Annotated in this window: 12 protein-coding genes and 1 riboswitch; of the genes, 4 read left to right on the forward strand and 8 right to left on the reverse strand. The window is 68.4% G+C overall.

What is annotated here, in order from left to right:
• Entirely contained in the window at nucleotides 1-1,242 is a 1,242-nt protein-coding gene (locus K883_RS14710) for a WS/DGAT domain-containing protein (protein ID WP_036454812.1), read from the forward strand.
• Here the strand turns inward: K883_RS14710 and K883_RS14715 are convergent, their stop codons facing one another.
• The gene (locus K883_RS14715; protein ID WP_020821865.1) at nucleotides 1,243-1,857 is read right to left on the reverse strand and encodes a hypothetical protein; all 615 of its coding nucleotides are present in this window, start codon (nucleotides 1,855-1,857) and stop codon (nucleotides 1,243-1,245) included.
• On the reverse strand, nucleotides 1,854-3,431 hold the full coding sequence (locus K883_RS14720; protein ID WP_020821866.1) for a pyruvate, phosphate dikinase: 1,578 nt from the start codon (nucleotides 3,429-3,431) through the stop codon (nucleotides 1,854-1,856). The genes K883_RS14715 and K883_RS14720 overlap by 4 nt, the downstream gene beginning before the upstream one ends.
• A gap of 213 nt (nucleotides 3,432-3,644) precedes the next feature.
• Here K883_RS14720 and K883_RS14725 point away from each other — a divergent pair, with 213 nt between their 5' ends.
• Complete coding sequence (locus K883_RS14725; RefSeq protein WP_008254413.1) at nucleotides 3,645-4,166, forward strand: DoxX family protein; 522 nt, start codon at nucleotides 3,645-3,647, stop codon at nucleotides 4,164-4,166.
• A gap of 60 nt (nucleotides 4,167-4,226) precedes the next feature.
• Here K883_RS14725 and K883_RS14730 read toward each other — a convergent pair whose 3' ends face one another.
• A complete protein-coding gene (locus K883_RS14730; RefSeq protein ID WP_008254415.1) occupies nucleotides 4,227-5,606 on the reverse strand; it encodes a flavin monoamine oxidase family protein in 1,380 nt (459 codons plus the stop codon).
• A 1,102-nt stretch (nucleotides 5,607-6,708) separates the two neighbouring features.
• Nucleotides 6,709-8,205, reverse strand: coding sequence for a potassium/proton antiporter (locus K883_RS14735; RefSeq protein ID WP_008254417.1), 1,497 nt, complete (start codon nucleotides 8,203-8,205; stop codon nucleotides 6,709-6,711).
• A gap of 121 nt (nucleotides 8,206-8,326) precedes the next feature.
• On the opposite strand from K883_RS14735, the gene K883_RS14740 reads away from it, so the two are divergent.
• Nucleotides 8,327-9,049 carry a potassium channel family protein gene (locus tag K883_RS14740; protein ID WP_009957546.1) on the forward strand — a complete coding sequence of 241 codons (723 nt, stop codon included), beginning with the start codon at nucleotides 8,327-8,329 and terminating at the stop codon, nucleotides 9,047-9,049.
• A 52-nt stretch (nucleotides 9,050-9,101) separates the two neighbouring features.
• Nucleotides 9,102-10,826 carry a DUF3556 domain-containing protein gene (locus tag K883_RS14745; protein WP_020821870.1) on the forward strand — a complete coding sequence of 575 codons (1,725 nt, stop codon included), beginning with the start codon at nucleotides 9,102-9,104 and terminating at the stop codon, nucleotides 10,824-10,826.
• Between the two features lie 66 nt (nucleotides 10,827-10,892).
• Here K883_RS14745 and metE read toward each other — a convergent pair whose 3' ends face one another.
• From metE to K883_RS14765, 4 genes are all read right to left on the reverse strand, one after another.
• Nucleotides 10,893-13,163 carry a 5-methyltetrahydropteroyltriglutamate--homocysteine S-methyltransferase gene (gene metE, locus K883_RS14750; RefSeq protein WP_020821871.1) on the reverse strand — a complete coding sequence of 757 codons (2,271 nt, stop codon included), beginning with the start codon at nucleotides 13,161-13,163 and terminating at the stop codon, nucleotides 10,893-10,895.
• Nucleotides 13,164-13,313: 150 nt separating this feature from the next.
• Nucleotides 13,314-13,560: riboswitch (cobalamin riboswitch) on the reverse strand.
• 47 nt (nucleotides 13,561-13,607) lie between these two features.
• Nucleotides 13,608-14,249 carry an SDR family oxidoreductase gene (locus tag K883_RS14755; protein WP_020821872.1) on the reverse strand — a complete coding sequence of 214 codons (642 nt, stop codon included), beginning with the start codon at nucleotides 14,247-14,249 and terminating at the stop codon, nucleotides 13,608-13,610.
• 87 nt (nucleotides 14,250-14,336) lie between these two features.
• On the reverse strand, nucleotides 14,337-15,179 hold the full coding sequence (locus K883_RS14760) for an SDR family oxidoreductase (protein WP_008254428.1): 843 nt from the start codon (nucleotides 15,177-15,179) through the stop codon (nucleotides 14,337-14,339).
• 96 nt (nucleotides 15,180-15,275) lie between these two features.
• Nucleotides 15,276-16,556 (reverse strand): TetR/AcrR family transcriptional regulator, encoded by a 1,281-nt coding sequence (locus tag K883_RS14765; protein WP_020821873.1) that lies wholly within the window; start codon nucleotides 16,554-16,556, stop codon nucleotides 15,276-15,278.
• Between the last annotated feature and the right edge of the window lie 104 nt (nucleotides 16,557-16,660).

Genomic DNA, 16,660 nt, shown 5'->3' on the forward strand with positions numbered 1-16,660 from the left:
ATGGCTGCGCGCCGGATGGCGGCCGTCGATGCGCAGTTCTACTGGATGTCGGCGAAAATCCCCAGCGACGAGTTCCTGCTGTACGCCTTCGCCGGCGAGCCCGCCGACCTCGGCCGCGCCGTCGAACAGGTTCGCCGCCGGGCGAATGGTTGCCCTGCCCTGTCGGTGCGGGTCCACGACCGGTCCTTGCTGAGGTATCCGCAGTGGGTTCCCGCTCGGGTGGTGTCGGGGCAGATCGTGCGCCACGAGCCCGTCGAGCGCAGCTGGGATGCGTGCCTGGCGGCGGTGGCCGGCCTCGCCGACAACCAGTTGGACGTTCGCCGGATGCCCTGGCGGGTGCACCTGTTCACGCCGGTGGACGGCATCCCGGGCGTCGACGGCCCGGGCGCGGTCGCGGTCGTGCAGCTCGCGCATGCGCTGGCCGACGGCGGTCGCGGTGCGGCGATGGCGGCCTGGCTGTTCGGCCGGGACGTTCCGGTGCCCGAGGTGCGACGGTTGCCGGCGGGGTTCCTGCCGTGGCGGGCCGTGCAGGCGGCCCGCGGCCACCGCCGCCGGGTCCGCGATATCCGCGCGGGCGTGCTGACGCCCGGTGCCGCGCCCCGCCCGCTGTTGCCGACGAATGCCCGCCCGAACGGCGCGCGCTCGGTGCGCACGCTGGTGCGTCCCCGCGCGCAGCTTCGCGGGCCCACGGTGACCGTCGGGGCTCTCGCCGCCGTGTCGACCGCGCTGTATCGGCTGCTGGGACCGGGATCCGAGACGTTAGGGGCGGAAGTCCCGATGGCCAAACCCGGTGTGCCTCATGCCAATAACCACTTCGGGAACGTGGTCGTCGGGCTGTACCCAGAGCTTGATCTGGACGCGCGGCTGCGGCGGATCGCCGCCGAGTTGGCCGATGGCCGGCGCCGCTTCGAGCATCCGGCCACGCGGACCGCCGACCGGGCCTTCGCCGCGGTGCCCGCACCGCTGTTGCGTTGGGGGATCGACCAGTTCGACCTCGACCAGCGTCCGACGCAGGTGGCCGGCAACACCGTGGTGTCCAGCGTTTACCGCGGCGCCGCCGACCTGAGTTTCGGCGGCGCCCCGGTGGTGCTGACGGCCGGCTATCCGGCGCTGTCGCCGATGATGGGTCTGACGCACGGCGTGCACGGCATCGGCGACACCATCGCGATCAGCGTGCACGCGGCGGCCTCGGCCGTTCCCGATATCGACGCCTACACGGCGCTGCTCGACGCGGCCCTTTAGCTATTGCGCGTCGCCGGATCTGGCCGCTTCCTCGCGGGTCAGGCCGACGGCGACGATGAGTTCTTCGTGCAGCTCGAACCACACCGTGTGGTAGGAGTCGACCAGCGGCCTGGCCAGCCAGGAGGTCTCCCCGGCCTTGATCTTGTCCAGTGCCGCAGCCAGTTTCGTCGCGTAGGCGTTGAGCCGGGGCAGTTGGGCCGCGGCGGCCTCGACGATCGGCGCGGCGCGGGCATGCACACCGTCGAGGCGGGCGAGCACCGCGGCGTCGTACTCGGCGTCGTCGTGGGTGTTGGGAACGCCGCCGGGTCCTCCCCTGAGCTGCCAATCCGTCACGAGGCGCTTGAAGTCGGCGTTGACGGCGCGAAAGTCGTTGTACGCGGCGGCCATCGCGCCCGCATCGATGCCCTCGCGCTCCTCGGCCAGCAGCGTCGCCAACCGGTCGCTGCCGGCGCGGGTGATCCGCATGGTTGCGCCCTCGGCCAGCAGGCCCGCCGCGGTCAGTTGCTCGACGATGGGGGCGATGTCGCCGGGATCGGCGCCCAATGTCGCGGCCAGATCGGTTCTGCTCACCCGGCCCTTGAGCCGGACCCCTTGCAGCACATCAAGTTCGGTCATGGCGCCGCCCCCGCGGCCACGCGCAGCGCGGTCAGCATGACGATCAACGGGGTGGCCGAGACCACGTCGGTGTGTCCGCGGTCGATGGCGGCGCGCACGGCGGCGTCGGAGTTGTCGTCCAGCCGCGGATGGTCGCCGGTGACGTGAGCGCGCAGCGGGCTGACGCGTCGTGCGATGTCGGCCAGCTCGCGCAGCTCCGGCGAATCGTCTTCCGACCACGCGGACAAGGTCAAAAGGCCTTCGCGCACTTCACCTTCGGCGCCATCGACGGTGATCTGTCTGCCTGCCAGCGATGCCGCCACGCCCTGGCCGCAGCCCACCACCGCCACCCGGCCCAATTCGCGGCTGACCACCGCCGCATGACTGGCGGCGCCACCGACCTCGGTGACGACGCCCTGCGCGGCCAGCATCCCCGACACGTCTTCGGGCCGGGTGTGATCGCGCACCAGGATCACCCGTTCACCACGGTCGGCGGCGCGCAACGCCTCGTCGACGTCGGTGTATGCCGTGCCCGATGCCACGCCCGGGCAGGCCGGCAGCCCCTTGGCCAAAAGCGGCGCCGCCAAGCGTATTTCGGGCTGAAGCGCGGGAAGCAGTAGGGTCTGCACGTGCGCCGGGGTCACCCTCCGCAGTGTTTCCGCGTCGTCGATGAGTCCCTCGTGCCGCAGCTGCAGCGCCGTGCGCACCGCGGCCTGCGCCGACCGCTCCGCCGCCCGGGTCTGCAGCAACCACAGTTTGCCGCTTTCGACGGTGAACTCGATCTCTTGGACGTCGGCATCCAGCCGCTCGAGGGTGCCGGCGGCGGCGACCAGCTCGTCGTAGACGGCCGGCTGCTCGTCGCGCAGCGCGGTGATCGGTTGCACCTCAACCGATCCCGACACCACGTCGTCGCCCTGACCGCCGGGGAGCCACTCGCCGAACGGCTCGTTGTCGCCGGTGATCGGATTGCGTGAAATGAACGCCCCGGCACCGGAATTGGGTCCGTAATTCCCGAACACCATGGCCTGGACGACCACGGCGGTGCCGTGCTGATCACCGAAACCGTAGTGGGTGCGGTAGGCGACCGCACGGGGCGAGTTCCACGACGCGAACACGGCCTCGACGCCGGCGCGCAATTGGGCGTACGGGTCGGACGGAACGTCGTGATGTTCACCGCCGCCCACGATGCGTCGGTACATGTCGCAGAACCGCCGGCGGGTGTCGCGGGCGAACGTCGGGTCGCCCACCGCCAACGCCTGCTCGACGTCGTCGTTGATGCCCAGGTCCAAGATGGTGTCCATCATGCCCGGCATGGACTGGGTGGCTCCCGAGCGCACGCTGACCAGCAGGGGATTCGGTCCCCGTCCGAACGTGCGCGAGGTCTGGGTCTCCAGCCAGCCCATCCCGTCGAGCACGTCGTCCCAGATGGCGCCCATCGTCGCCGCGGGGTCGGCGAGGTACCGCAGCCCCACCGCGGTGGTGATGCAGAAGGCTGGCGGCACCGGGAGCTGGTGGCGGCGCATCGTCTGGATGCCGTGGCCCTTGTTGCCCAGCAGTTCGCGCGGGTGGTTCGATGCGCCGTCCAGCAACACCACGGGATGCTCGGCACGCGTGGCCCCGCTCGACGCATGGCGGTGGGCGCCGCTACCTGGTGCGGTGCGAGCCGTGGTGCACCCCCTTTGTGGCCTTAGCTACCGATGCCGACGTCGGAACGCCCGCTATGTTCCCACACGTACCAGCGGATAAAGCGCCGTAGCTGCTCGGCGGCTCTTGTCCTGCCACCCGCCCCATGATCTAGGTTTACAGTTATGACTTCATATGACACGTTCCATGACGTCGGAGTACTGATCCTGCGGCTGGTGTTGGGCGTGACGTTGGCCGCGCATGGCTACAACAAGTTCTTCGGCGGCGGCCGCATCCCGGGCACCGCGCGGTGGTTCGAGAGCATCGGCATGAAACCCGGAAAGTTTCACGCCACGGTGGCGGCGACCACGGAAATGGCCGCTGGCCTGGGCCTGGCGGCGGGCTTGCTCACCCCCATCCCGGCCGCGGGCTTCGTCTCGCTGATGCTGGTCGCGGCCTGGACCGTGCACCGCGCCAATGGCTTCTTCATCGTCAAGGAGGGCTGGGAATACAACCTGGTGCTGGCCGTCAGCGCGGTCGTCGTGGCCACGCTGGGCGCCGGGAAGTACAGCCTGGACTACCTGGTCTTCGGGAAGAACTGGATGGACGGCTGGCACGGCCTGCTGATCTCGGTGGTGCTCGGCCTGGCCGGTGCCATCGGCCAGCTGGTCATCTTCTATCGGCCGCCGGCCAAGCAAGCCGGCTAGCCCCGGCGCCCCCGCGGCGAACGTCGAGTTGTTGGGCCGACACGCCGGCGACGCGCGCAACTAGTCGACGCTCGAGGCCGCCACGGTCGCCGTGTCGGCCGCGGTCACCTCGGCCGCGGCGCGCTCCCCGGAGCGGATCGCGCCGTCGACCCACCCGCACATGACGGCCGAGCTCTCGGTGCCGGCCCAGTGGATGCGGCCGCAGGGTTCGCGCAGGGTGTAACCGAATTCGGTCAGCACGCCGGTGGGCGCGTGGCTGATCATGCCGCCGCCGGAATAGCGCTCCACCGTCCAGTTCTGTTCATGGAATTCGCGGTAATCGTTCGCCTTGCTCCCGAAGCGGTCGACCAGCTCGCCGATGATGACCGCTTGGCGTTCCGCCGCGCCGAGCCTGCCGAGCCGTCGCGCCGCGGGCCCCTCGCTGATGACGCACATGACCCCCGGGTTGCCCGTGTCGGTGCAGGCGTCGATGGTCAGCGTCGCCGGGCATCCCGGCGCGGCCGACTGGCCGGACAGCCCGTCGGCCCGCCAGAAGGGCTCGTCGTAGACGACCGAGATCTTGACGACCGCGCCGCTCGGCATGCGCTGGTGCAGAAACGCCCGATCCACCGGCAGGGCCGGTTCGTAGGCGATCGACGTGGCGATCGCCAGCGGGATCGCCACGATCACCCGCCGCGCCCGCACCGTCATGCCCTCCGCGCTGACGGTGACGCCGTCGGCGTCCTGCGCGACCTGCCGGACCGGCCGCGACAGGTGCACCGCATCACCGAGCTCGGCGGCGATCCGTCGGTAGATGGCGCCCATGCCGCCGACCGGGCGGGCGTCCTGGGAGCCGCCCTTGCCGGAAATGGCGAACGTCGGGCCGCCGGCCGATCCCGTCTGCAGCAGCGCCCACAGCAACGACGTCTCGGATCCCGCCGAGGTGTACAGGCCGGACAGGGCCATGTCCAGCATTTCCCGGGCCGCCTTGGACAGCGTGTGCTTCTCGATCCACTCGCCCAGGCTGATCCGGTCCCACGCGACGGCTTGCGTTGCCTCCCAAGGGGCTTCGCGCGGGAGCGCTTTGCACATTCTCTCGAACGACATCAGGGCGAGGCCCAGGTTGGTGACGGCCCACGGGCTCATCGTCCAGGGGATGGTGCCGCCGTAGCGGTGCTTCTTGCCGCCGACGATCATCATCGCGTCGCCGTCGTTGTGCTGCTTGTACTCCGGCACGCCGAACTCGTTCATCAGCGCGTAGATCCGGTCCTGGCCCGGGCCGATCCACGCGCCGCCGCGGTCGATCCACGTCCCGTCCGGGCGGGTCTCGGTGAAGGTGCGCCCACCGACCCGGTCGCGCGCCTCCAGCAAGGCCACCGATCGGCCGGCCCGCTTGAGCCGCAAGGCGGCCGTCAGGCCCGCGAATCCCGCTCCGACCACGCAATAATCGACGTCGGACATGACCGGCTCCTCACCGTAGTCCCGCCCCAGCAGCAAACTACACCGACGGCGGCGTCCGCGACAGCGAGTTCACCCGGATTTCTGAGCCGACGGTGCGGTCGGCGGCTCACGGAACCACGGGCACATGGCGGTCGTCGGCGGGACCGTTGTTGCCGAACTCGCCCGGCGGCGGGGGCGGAGGTACCACCCGTGGCGACCGCTGCCGTCCACACTTGCCTTGACGAGGGAAGCAACCGCAGTTGAGGCCGATGATGCAGCCAGTGAATCCCGCACCGCCAGCGCGGCTTTCGGGCGAAGCCGGAAGCGGTTGCGCCGGCACCCCGCCGAACGAAGCCGCCGTCATGGTGATCGGCGGGCTCGCTGACCTCGCGACGACGCCGTCGTCGCATCCGACCGCCGAGACAAGCAGCGCGGCACCACCGAGAATTGTGAGGGTCTTCGCGACCAAGAATGTAGACAAAATTTCTCCCTGAAATAGAAGGTCCCGCGCGGACACCCGCCGATTGAGACAGGTGTGCGGTGGCGCGTGAGCAGCAGGAGTTAACGTCGATGCGCCTGAGCGGCCATCGGGCATGGCATGACGGCCGGTCCTGGCCGATCAGCGTCTGGAGACGCAGAGCCGGGTCAAAAGATCTTGGGCGCCAAGGGAAGTGCCGGGTGCACACGAGTTGACGGCGTCGGCTCGCCAACTCGACATGGATGAGGCCGGCGACGGTGACCACGGCGGCGCCGGCGTCCAGCGCGGCGAATTCGCCTGCCGGCCATGAGGTCCGGCCACGGTCGCGGGAGGCTTGTGGTACTCGGCGGACAAACCCTGGTCAGGAGCCGGGTGGTCGTCGTGGCCAATAGCGGCGACCACCGGATGCGGGGCCGCGGACGCGGGAGGCCCGGACCCCGCTGACTCCGAGCGCGACGGGCTGGATCCGACGACCGCGGCTAACAACACCACCATGGCGGCGATCGCAATGACCGGGCGCGACCGTCGCGGTCTGGTTCCGTCGTTGAACCACACAATGATTCAATTCTAGCGACGGCGCGCTGGGCGCTGGGCGAAACTCTGGCCGATCTCATATGTGCCGACCGTGGCCATACAGGCGGCAGATCAGTCCGGTTCGCCGTACTCGTCGAACCAGTACGCCAGTTTGCCGCGGCGACTCACCGCGCGGAGCCTGCGCTCGGTGGGGGCGCGCGTCTTGGGTGTCGTGACGATCAGCAGCTCATCGCCGGCCTGGATGCGGGTATGGGGCTGGGGGACGAAGGTGCGGCCCTTACGGATGATGAGCGTGATGACGGCCGGGTCCGGTAGCCGCAACTCGAGCACCGAGACGTTGTGCAGCCGCGACGGTGGCGACACCGTCATCGTCAACAGTTCGGCCTCCAACACGTCCAGCGGCGCCGCTTCCACCTGGATCTCCCTCGTGGCTTCACGCGAGATCAGCCCGATCCTGTGCGCCAGCAGGCTCAATCCGGGGCCCTGGATCAGGGTGAACACCACGACCAAAATGAACACGATGTTGAGCAGCCGGTAGCTGTCCCCGACCCCTTCGACGATGGGAAACGTCGCCAGCACAATGGGGACCGCGCCGCGCAACCCGGCCCACGAGAGGAACACCTGCTCGCGCCACGGCACCCGAAACGGGGCCAGGGAGATCAAGACCGAGAGCGGCCGACCGAGCAACAGCAACACCCCGCCCACGACGATCGCCGGGATCAGTTCGCTGCCCAATTGGCTCGGGCTCACCAACAGGCCGAGGAGCACGAACAGCCCGATCTGGGCCAGCCAGCCGAGCCCCTCCGCGAAGGACCGGGTGGCCGAGCGATGGGGCAACCCGGAGTTCGCCAATATCACCGCCGACAGATACGCGGCGATGAACCCGCTGGCGTGGGCGCTGGCGGCCGCGGCGAACGCCACCATGCCCAGCGCGAATGTCGCCAACGGATAGAGGCCGGAGGCCGGCAGCGCCGCCCGTCGCATCGCGAAGGCGCCCAGCACGCCGCTGAACAGGCCGACCGCGACGCCCACGACCAGCTCGTACACCACGCCAGTCGCGGCGGTTCCCGGCGCCAGCGTCAGGGGGCTCGTGCTGAACATGAGCACGAGAATCGCGGCGGGCGCGTCGTTGAATCCGGACTCGGCCTCAAGAAGACCGGCGAGGCGCCTGGGCAGCGGTAGGACGCGCAGGACCGAGAACACCGCGGCGGCATCGGTGGGCGAAACGATCGCCCCGAGCAACAACGAGAGCTGCCAGTTGATGCCGAGCAGCAGGTGCGCGCCCGCGGCGGTGATCACCATGCTGATGCCCACCCCGAGGGTGGCCAGCACACCCGCGGGTGCCAGCAGCTTGCGGATGTCGGCGAACCGCGTCGTCAATCCGCCTTCGACCAGAATGACGGCCAGCGCCGTCGTGCCGAGGTCGCTGGCGAGCTGGACGTCGTTGAATTCCAGCCCCAGCCCGTCGTTGCCGAGGGCGACACCGACCGCGAGGAACAGCAGTAGGCTGGGCAACCCCACTTTGGCGGCCGCCCGGGTGGCGACGATGCTGGCCAGCAGCACGAGGCCCCCGACCAGCAGCGTCACGTATAGCTGCTGCAAGGTCATGTTGTTCATCGCCGTTCGGTCGCGGCTCAGGCCAGCGAAGTCGGGTTGTGTGCAAGTGAATCACTAGTAACACTAATGACTAGCTGGGGTACACGCCGACCAGCCGTCAGGAGAGTGGATAGTGCGCATCGGGATCGCCGGCGCGGGCGCGGTCGGTCGTTCGGTCGCACTCGAGCTACTCGAGGCCGGTCACCGGGTCTTGCTGATCGAGCGCAACGTCGACCATTACGTACCGCAGACGGTGCCCGACGCGGAGTGGTTACTCGCCGACGCGTGCGAGCTGGCGTCGCTCCAAGAGTCGGGACTGCAGCTGTGCGATGTCGTCATCGCGGCAACCGGCGACGACAAGGTGAACCTCGCGGCGGCGTTGTTGGCCAAGGCCGAGTTCGGGGTCGCTCGAGTGGTGGCGCGCGTCAACGATTTGAGAAACGAGTGGCTGTTCACCGAGGCGTGGGGCATCGACGTGGCGGTCTCCACGCCCCGCGCCATGGTGGCCGGGGTCGAGGGGGCCATCGACGTCGGCCACCTCGTGCAGCTGATGGGGCTCGCGCGCGGTCAGGTCGGCCTGTCGAAACTGACGCTGCCGGTGGACAACCCGCTTGTCGGCCGCCGGATTAGTGACCTGCCGCTGCCCGACAACGCCGCGTTGATCACCGTGCTGCGCGCCGGCAGCGTCATCTTGCCGCAGCCCGACGACGTGCTCGAGGCCGGCGACGAAATGTTGTTCGTCGCAGGCAGTGCCGCCGAGAATCAGGTCCGCGCCCTGATCGTCCAGGGCGCCCCGGCCCGGGCGGCGCGCCGGCGTGAAATACCGGCCGGCCCGGTGAGAAACTTGCCCGCCTAGTTCGGGCCCAACGCGTGCCACCTACCTAGAACACGTTCTAGTCTGTGGAACCATGGGATTTCTGAAGCCCGAGCTACCGCGGCTCGACATGGCCGAATGGAACAAGGGCAGCCGCAGCGACAAGATCCGCCCGATGGCCAAGCACTGGGCCGAGGTCGGCTTCGGCACGCCGGTCGCGCTGCACCTGTTCTACGTCGTCAAAATCCTGCTCTACATCCTCGGCGCGTGGGTGTTCGCCTCGGCCACCCGCGGCCTCGGCGGGTTCACACAGGTCGCGTCGTGGTGGTCGGAGCCGATCGTGTTCGAGAAGGTCGTGCTCTACACGATGCTGTTCGAGGTGATCGGATTGGGCTGCGGCTTCGGCCCGCTGAACAACCGGTTCTTCCCGCCGATGGGTTCGGTCCTGTACTGGATGCGCTTCGGCACCATCCGGCTGCCACCCTGGCCGGACCGCGTGCCACTGACCAAGGGCACCAAGCGCAAACCGATCGACGTGGCCCTGTATGCGCTGTTCCTTCTGGTGACGTTCGCGGCGCTGTTCGCCGACGGCACCGGGCCGATCCCCGAACTGGGCACGACCATCGGGCTGCTGCCCGCATGGAAGGTCGTGCTGATCCTGCTGCTGCTCGCGGTGCTCGGCCTGCGCGACAAGGTGATCTTCCTGGCCGCGCGTGGTGAGGTCTACGCGACGATGGCCGTGACGTTCCTGTTCGCCGCGCCCGACATGATCGTCGGGTCCAAGGTGGTGTTCCTGGTGATCTGGATGGGCGCGGCGACATCCAAACTCAACAAACACTTTCCGTTCGTGATCTCCACGATGATGTCGAACAATCCGCTGGTGCGGCCGCGCTGGCTGAAACGGCGCTTCTTCGAGAAGTTCCCGGACGACCTGCGGCCGGGGTGGCTGTCGCGGTGGCTGGCGCACCTGAGCACCGCCATCGAGATGCTGGTGCCGCTGCCGCTGTTCTTCTGTCACGGCGGCTGGCCCGTCACGGTGGCCGCGGTGGTGATGGTGTGCTTCCACCTCGGCATCCTCGTCTCGATCCCGATGGGCGTGCCCCTGGAGTGGAACGTCTTCATGATCTTCGGGGTGCTGTCGCTGTTCGTCGCCCACACCCAGCTCGGTCTCGCGGACCTCAAGCACCCGGTGGTGGTGGCGATCCTGTTTGTCGTGATCGCGGGAATCGTTCTGCTGGGCAACATGTTTCCGCGCAAGATCTCGTTTCTGCCCGGGATGCGGTACTACGCGGGCAACTGGGACACCACGCTGTGGTGCATCAAGCCGTCCGCCAACGACAAGATCGGCAGGGGCATCGTGGCGATCGCCAGCATGCCGCAGGCCCAGCTGGAACGGTTCTACGGCAGCCCGGAGGCGGCGCAGATCCCGCTCTACATGGGATATGCGTTCCGCGGCTTCAACACTCACGGCCGGGCGCTGTTCACGCTGGCGCACCGCGCCATGGCCGGCCAGAACGAGGACGACTACGTCCTCACCGACGGCGAGCGGATCTGCAGCACCGCGATCGGCTGGAACTTCGGCGACGGCCACATGCACAACGAGCAGCTGATCAGCGCGCTGCAGGAGCGCTGCCACTTCGAACCGGGCGAGGTCCGCGTGGTTCTGCTTGACGCGCAACCGATTCACAAGCAGACGCAGGCGTATCGGTTGGTCGACGCCGCGACCGGTGAGTTCGAGCGCGGCATCGTCCGGGTCGCCGACATGGTCACCCGCCAGCCCTGGGCCGACGACGTTCCCGTCGAGGTGGTGTCGGGGTAGGCGCGGTTGTAACGCCACGGCGACATTTCCCGCCGGAAACCGCCGTGGCGTTACGCCCGCGAGGCCTCAGACCCCCGCGCGCACTTCCTGCGCGGCGGCGACCATGTTCTTCAGCGACGCGGTCACCTCGTCGGAGTTGCGGGTCTTCAGTCCGCAGTCGGGGTTGACCCAAAGCCGTTCGGCCGGAACGGCTCGCAGCGCCGCGCGCAGCGACTCGGCCATCTCCTCGGTGCTCGGCACCCGGGGCGAGTGGATGTCGTAGACGCCCGGTCCGACGCTGTTGGAGAAGCCGATCGCGTTGAGGTCGTCGAGCACCTCCATGTGTGAGCGTGCCGCCTCGATCGACGTCACGTCGGCATCCAGATCGGCGATCGCGCCGATCACATCACCGAATTCCGAGTAGCACAGGTGGGTGTGGATCTGCGTGGAGTCCGCGACACCCGACGTGGCCAACCGGAAAGCCCCTACGGCCCAACGCAAGTAGTCGTCCTGGTCGGCGCGACGCAGCGGCAGCAGCTCACGCAGCGCCGGCTCGTCGACCTGGATCACCGCGATACCTGCGGACTGCAGGTCCACGGTCTCGTCGCGAATCGCGAGCGCCACCTGGTTGGCGGTGTCGGCCAGCGGCTGGTCGTCGCGCACGAACGACCACGCCAGGATCGTGACCGGACCCGTCAGCATGCCCTTCACCGGCTTGTCGGTCAGTGACTGCGCGTACTTGGCCCACTCCACCGTCATCGGGTGCTGGCGGATCACGTCGCCGTAGAGGATCGGCGGGCGCACGCAGCGGCTGCCGTAGGACTGCACCCAGCCGTTCTTGGTGGCGAAAAAGCCCTCCAGCTGCTCGGCGAAGTACTGCACCATGTCGTTGCGCTCGGGCTCGCCGTGCACCAGCACGTCGATCCCGAGGTTCTCCTGCAGCTTGATGACGTCGGCGATCTCCTGCTTCATCCGCTTTTCGTACTCGGCCGCGTCGATCTCGCCGGCGACCAGCGCCGCGCGGGCCTTGCGGATCTGAACGGTCTGCGGAAACGACCCGATCGTCGTCGTCGGCAGCGGCGGCAGCTGCAGCCGCTCGTCCTGGCTGGCCCGGCGCCTCGCCGCGTCACCGCGGTGTGCGCCGGAGGCCACGATCGAGTCGATGCGGGCACGGATGCGGTCGTTGTGCAGGCGCGGATCGCTCTTGCGGGAGGCCACCGCGGCGTTCGACGCCGCGATCTCGTCGGCGACCGCCTCGCGCCCCTCGCGCAGCGCGCGGGCGAGCGCCACCACCTCGCCGACCTTCTCCTGTCCGAAGGCCAGCCAGCTGCGCAGCGCCTCGTCGAGTCCGGTTTCCGGCTCCAACGAATACGGGACGTGCAGCGTCGAGCAGGACGTCGAGACGGCAACCGCGGCAGCCGAACCCAGCAGGCTCGCCAGTTTGTCCAGCGCCGCCTGCAGGTCGGTGCGCCAGATGTTGCGTCCGTCGACGACGCCGGCCACCAGTACCTTGTCGGCTAGTTCGGGTACCGCAGCGACGGCCGTGTCGGGACCGTAGACCAGGTCGACGCCGATCGCCTCGACGGGCGTGCGGGCCAGACCTGCCAACGCCGCGCCGGGGTCGCCGAAGTAGGTGGCGACGTAGATCGACGGTCGGTTGCTGACCGCGCCGAGCTTGTTGTAGACGGCCTCGGCCAACGCGGGCGCGTCGGGGGAGGCGTCGGTCACCAGCGCCGGCTCGTCGAGCTGCACCCACTGCGCGCCGTTGTCGGCGAGCAGCGACAGCAGTTCGGAATAGATTCCCACCAGTTCCTCGAGTCGTTCGATGGGTGCGCCCGCGCCGTCGACGCCTTTGCTGAGCAGCAGGAAGGTGATCGGCCCGATGACGACCGGCCGCGCGGGAATGCCCTGTGCCAGTGCCTCTTTCAGCTCCGAGAGCACCTTGTCGGGGTTCAGCGCGAATTTCGTGGCGGGGGCGATCTCGGGAACGATGTAGTGGTAGTTGGTGTCGAACCACTTGGTCATTTCCAGCGGCGCGACGTCGGAATTGCCGCGCGCGGCGGCGAAGTAGCGGTCGAGGTCGTCGGAGACCTGCGTGGCCCGGGCCGGCAGCGCGTCGAGCATCACCGCGGTGTCCAGCATCTGGTCGTAGTAGGAGAAGGTGTTCACGGGCACCGAGTCCAGGCCCGCGGCCGCCAGGCTCGCCCAGGTGTCGCGGCGCAGTGTCGCGGCGACGGATTCCAGTTCCGATCTGCTGGTGCGGCCGGCCCAGTAGCCCTCGGTGGCGCGCTTGAGTTCGCGTTTCGGGCCGATGCGCGGCGAGCCGGTAACCGTGGCGGTGAATGGTTGAGTGGTCACGTTTTTCGTCCTTTTATCAACGGTCTGGTCACCGCCGGCGGACGCGAGGCCGAACCGTCTCGCGGTGCGTGCCCGATTTTCTTTCAGGCACTTACCACTAACGGTTACGGTCAAACGCCCATTCCACGAGGCGATGAGCCCGCCGGACGCGGCGCGTCCGGCACAGCTGGCAGGTCTTCGGACTCGCAGGCGCGCACCGGGTGGTGCTCACGCCCGGCCGCTGAGGAGCCGGGCAGTTCCTAATGGCCGTCGCTTCCCAGTCTTTTCGCCAGACCAGTGCTCGTGACGGCGGTCGTTCCTGCATACCGCTGCGGGACAGTCCCGGACTCCCACCGGGTTCCCTCTTGCGAAGCATGTCTAACATGTCTCGCTCGATGCCGACGCCGCGTTGTGCGGTGACGGCAGACCAGCTGCGTAGCGCAGCTTACTCCGCTGGTGACGGGGTCAGCGAGCCAGTGCCTGGGCGATCGGGACGTCGCCGTTGTTGAACTCGATGGTGCGACCGATCGTGGAGTCGTCCGCCAGCGCGGCGGCGGCGACCTGCGCGACGTCGGCGCGCGAAACCGAGCCCTTGCCCTTGTCCAGCGCGATGCGCCCGGTCGCCGGCTCGAGGGTGAGCCGGCCCGGGCCCAGCACCGTCCAGTCCAAGTCGCTGGCGCGCAGGTGGGCGTCCGCGGCCGCCTTGGCCTCCGCGTAGGCGAAGAACGGATCATCTTGCGGCACACCATGACCCGGGCCCGCGCCGAAATAGGACACCATCACGAACCGCGTGACACCCGCCTGGGCAGCGGCATCGATCACCCGGATGGCCGCGTCGCGGTCGACGGCATAGGTCCGTGCCGGGTTGCCGCCGCCGGCCCCGGCGGAGAACACCACCGCGTCATGCCCGGCCAGCAGGCCGGCCAGGGCGTCGGTGTCGAGCCGCTCGATGTCGGCCGTCACGGGTTTGGCGCCGGTGGCGGCGACATCGCCGGCGTGGTCCGGGTTGCGGAAGACCGAGCTCACATCGTCGCCGCGTTCGGTCAGGATCTGGGCCAGTTGCAGGGCGACCTTGCCGTGGCCGCCGATGAGGGCGATGCGAGCCATGCCCCCACGCTACTTCCCGCGAGTCTGGAACTCCCGACGCGAACGCCGGGTAGAGCGGTAGGCGGTTACTGTCTCGCGGGAGAAAGGTTAGAGCTTCACCTTGCCCATGATGATGTCGATGATCGGCTTGCCCGGCGCGTAGGCACCGGTCATCGAGGCCATGGTGTGGCCCGAGTCCACCAGCAGGGTGATCCCGCTGACGCCGCAGGCCGCCTCGCTGTTGAGGAAGGCCATCACGTCGCCCATCTGCTCGGGCGTGTGCACCTTGGAGCCGGTCTCGTCGCGGTAGTCCTGGGCGAAGGACAGCCACAGGTCGGCGTTGGCCTGGGCCAGCGGGGTGTCGGTCGGGCCGGGGCAGATCGCGTTGATGCGAATGCCCTTCTTCGCCAACGGGTAGCCCTGGGTCGCCACGTAGGTGTTGATCACCTTCTTGCTGGTGCCGTAGTGGTTGATCCCTTCGGCCTCGTGCGCCTGGCACCACGCCTCGGCCGCCGCGAAGTCCGGGGTGGCCAGGAATTCCAGCATCAGGTCCAGGTCGTTCTCCCAGCCCATGCCCGCGACCGAGGAGATGAAGCAGATGGCCGAGCCGTTGGGCAGTTGGTCCTTTTCCAGCAGGCGGTCGATCAGGTGGCGGTGGCCGATGAAGTTGATCTTCATCAGGTCGATCGTTCCGTCGGCGACGCCGGCGGCGGAGAACACCGCGTGGATGGGGCCGTCGACCTGCTCGAGGGCGGAATCGATGGACGCGGGGTCGCGCAGGTCTACCTGGACGGACTGGGCGACCTTGTAGTCCACCGGCGCGTAGTCCATCACGATCACTTCGGCGCCCAGTTCGGCCGCTGACTTGGCCGCGGCGGCGCCCATGCCAGTCGCGCCGCCGACCACCAGAGCGCGCTTGCCGTCGTAGCGCAACCGATCGACAATGGTCATGGAAATCCCCTTCTCGGATAATGCCAACGCGGTTCTAACTGCTCAACTGTATGGGTAACAGTTATTTGGTTCAATACCGGGGCGGGTTATTGCGGTTTACTTGCCGCGCACGGCGACGCCGCGCAGCACGGTGTCGCGGGCGTGCACCAGTCCCGCGCGTTTGCCGACGTCTCGGAGGATGTTCTCCGGTATCCACTGCAGGCCGACCACGCAGCGTGCCAACATCGCGGTGGACGGCGCGTCGACGCCGATCTCCCCGGACCGGATCCCCTCGGAAAGCAGCGTTTTCATTTGCCGCAGCCGCGTGGCGTACAGCCAGCCCGGGTTGGGCGTGTCCGGGGGCGATTGACGCATCCAGGCGAGCTGGATCCTGAACTCGTCGGAAAACCGGTCGAGCGCGTTGACGTTGACCCAACTCAGCGCGTCCAGCTTTTCGATCGGGGTGGCATCCGAGCGCAGGACGTTCACCCAGCCCGCCTCCACCTTCTTGCCGAAGGACTCCATGATCGAGGCGAGCAGCTCGTCCTTGGATCCGATCACCCGGTACACGGTCCCGGTGCCAAGCCCGGCGGCCGACGCGATGTCCCTGATGGTGGTGACCTCATAACCCCTGCGTCCGAATTCCGTTCGCGCCACCGCACGCACGAGTGCCGCCTTGTCGCTGGGGTCGGCGTCGCTGTCGTCGGACCAGGTGGCGATGACGTCGTCGGCGGCGGCGAAGGCCTTCGAGCGGTCCAGCGCGGCGTCGGCCGGGGAGCGAGTTGCCAACCCCTGCAGGATAATTCGGCACAGCAGGCCGGCCACCTGATCCCCGGGAGATTTGTGGCGCATGACGTCGAGGCCGACCTGCAACATGGTTTGGCAGATGCGGTCGGCCAGCGTGGGCAGGTCGATGTCGGGTTTGATGTAGCCGCTCCAGCGGCCGGCGCGCAGCGTTTGCAGCATCGCCTCCTGAATCGCGACGGGCCGCTGCTGCGTCAGCTTGATCAGCTCAGGATCCGTGCTCGGCCCCTCGTAGAAGGACATCTGCAGGGCGGCGCGGTGTTCGACGGCGCAGTTGGCGATCGCCGCTCCGAGCTCGATGATCTGTTCGGCGACCGGACGGGAGTCCGGTTCGTCCAGCTTCGCCTGCGCGGACCGGCCGATCCGTTCCAGATCGTCTTGATAGCGCCGGATCAGCTCGACGAGGATCGACTCTTTGGACTCGAAGTGGTGATACAGGCTGCCGGGAAGAATGCCTGCGGCATCGGCGATTTCCTGTAGCGAGGTCCGCAAACCGGAGGACGCGATCAGTGATGCCGCCGTGGCAAGGATCTCGGCGCGGCGCGTCGGGGAATCGGTGGTTCCGCCGGACCGCAGTGACTCGGCTTTCGCCATGATCAGCGGTGTGGGAGCCGGGACGAGTGCGGAGTGGCGAGCATGCGCATTCGTCCTCTCGTGCCGAACCAAATCTTTGTTAGAGGCTATCAGACGGGCCCCGA

This window comes from Mycobacterium sp. TKK-01-0059, from assembly GCF_000709305.1.
Lineage (GTDB): Bacteria > Actinomycetota > Actinomycetes > Mycobacteriales > Mycobacteriaceae > Mycobacterium > Mycobacterium intracellulare.

What these genes read in the sequence shown, in the direction of transcription:
- K883_RS14710 (WP_036454812.1), top strand. Translation starts at nt 1, where the DNA reads ATGGCTGCGCGCCGGATGGCGGCCGTCGATGCGCAGTTCTACTGGATG.
- K883_RS14715 (WP_020821865.1), bottom strand. Translation starts at nt 1,857, where the DNA reads ATGACCGAACTTGATGTGCTGCAAGGGGTCCGGCTCAAGGGCCGGGTG.
- K883_RS14725 (WP_008254413.1), top strand. Translation starts at nt 3,645, where the DNA reads ATGACTTCATATGACACGTTCCATGACGTCGGAGTACTGATCCTGCGG.
- K883_RS14730 (WP_008254415.1), bottom strand. Translation starts at nt 5,606, where the DNA reads ATGTCCGACGTCGATTATTGCGTGGTCGGAGCGGGATTCGCGGGCCTG.
- K883_RS14735 (WP_008254417.1), bottom strand. Translation starts at nt 8,205, where the DNA reads ATGACCTTGCAGCAGCTATACGTGACGCTGCTGGTCGGGGGCCTCGTG.
- K883_RS14745 (WP_020821870.1), top strand. Translation starts at nt 9,102, where the DNA reads ATGGGATTTCTGAAGCCCGAGCTACCGCGGCTCGACATGGCCGAATGG.
- K883_RS14755 (WP_020821872.1), bottom strand. Translation starts at nt 14,249, where the DNA reads ATGGCTCGCATCGCCCTCATCGGCGGCCACGGCAAGGTCGCCCTGCAA.
- K883_RS14760 (WP_008254428.1), bottom strand. Translation starts at nt 15,179, where the DNA reads ATGACCATTGTCGATCGGTTGCGCTACGACGGCAAGCGCGCTCTGGTG.
- K883_RS14765 (WP_020821873.1), bottom strand. Translation starts at nt 16,556, where the DNA reads ATGGCGAAAGCCGAGTCACTGCGGTCCGGCGGAACCACCGATTCCCCG.